This window comes from Streptomyces sp. P17 (assembly GCF_032436805.1).
Classification (GTDB): domain Bacteria; phylum Actinomycetota; class Actinomycetes; order Streptomycetales; family Streptomycetaceae; genus Streptomyces.
Genome location: NZ_JAVRBF010000853.1, coordinates 1 through 270, shown reverse-complemented (window position 1 = coordinate 270; position 270 = coordinate 1). Strand labels below are relative to the sequence as shown.

Here is a 270-nt window from a genome sequence, read left to right as displayed (position 1 = left end):
ACAGCGGGTCGCCCATCAGTTGACGAAGTTTTTTTAATGAGTGGCTCACCGCCGGTTGGCTTAAACAAAGCGCTTTGGCTGTCAGGGTCAGGCTTCTCTTCCAATACAGCGTATGAAAAACCAGCAATAAGTTCAGGTTCACCTTATGTAGTCGGGCTGCCAGCTTCACACGGGCTGCTGCGGACATCAGTGTGTTCTCTCGTTGGGGAAGCTGTTCACGCGGCATGTTAGCGCAACGCGAACAGCGTTTCGACAGCGCTTCAAGGGGCC

The 270-nt window shown here is 53.7% G+C and carries 1 protein-coding gene; it reads right to left on the bottom strand.

The window, feature by feature from the left end:
* On the bottom strand, positions 1-187 hold a 187-nt coding region (locus RMT89_RS43215), incomplete at its 3' end, for a LysR family transcriptional regulator (protein ID WP_315889232.1).
* Positions 188-270: the final 83 nt, after the last annotated feature.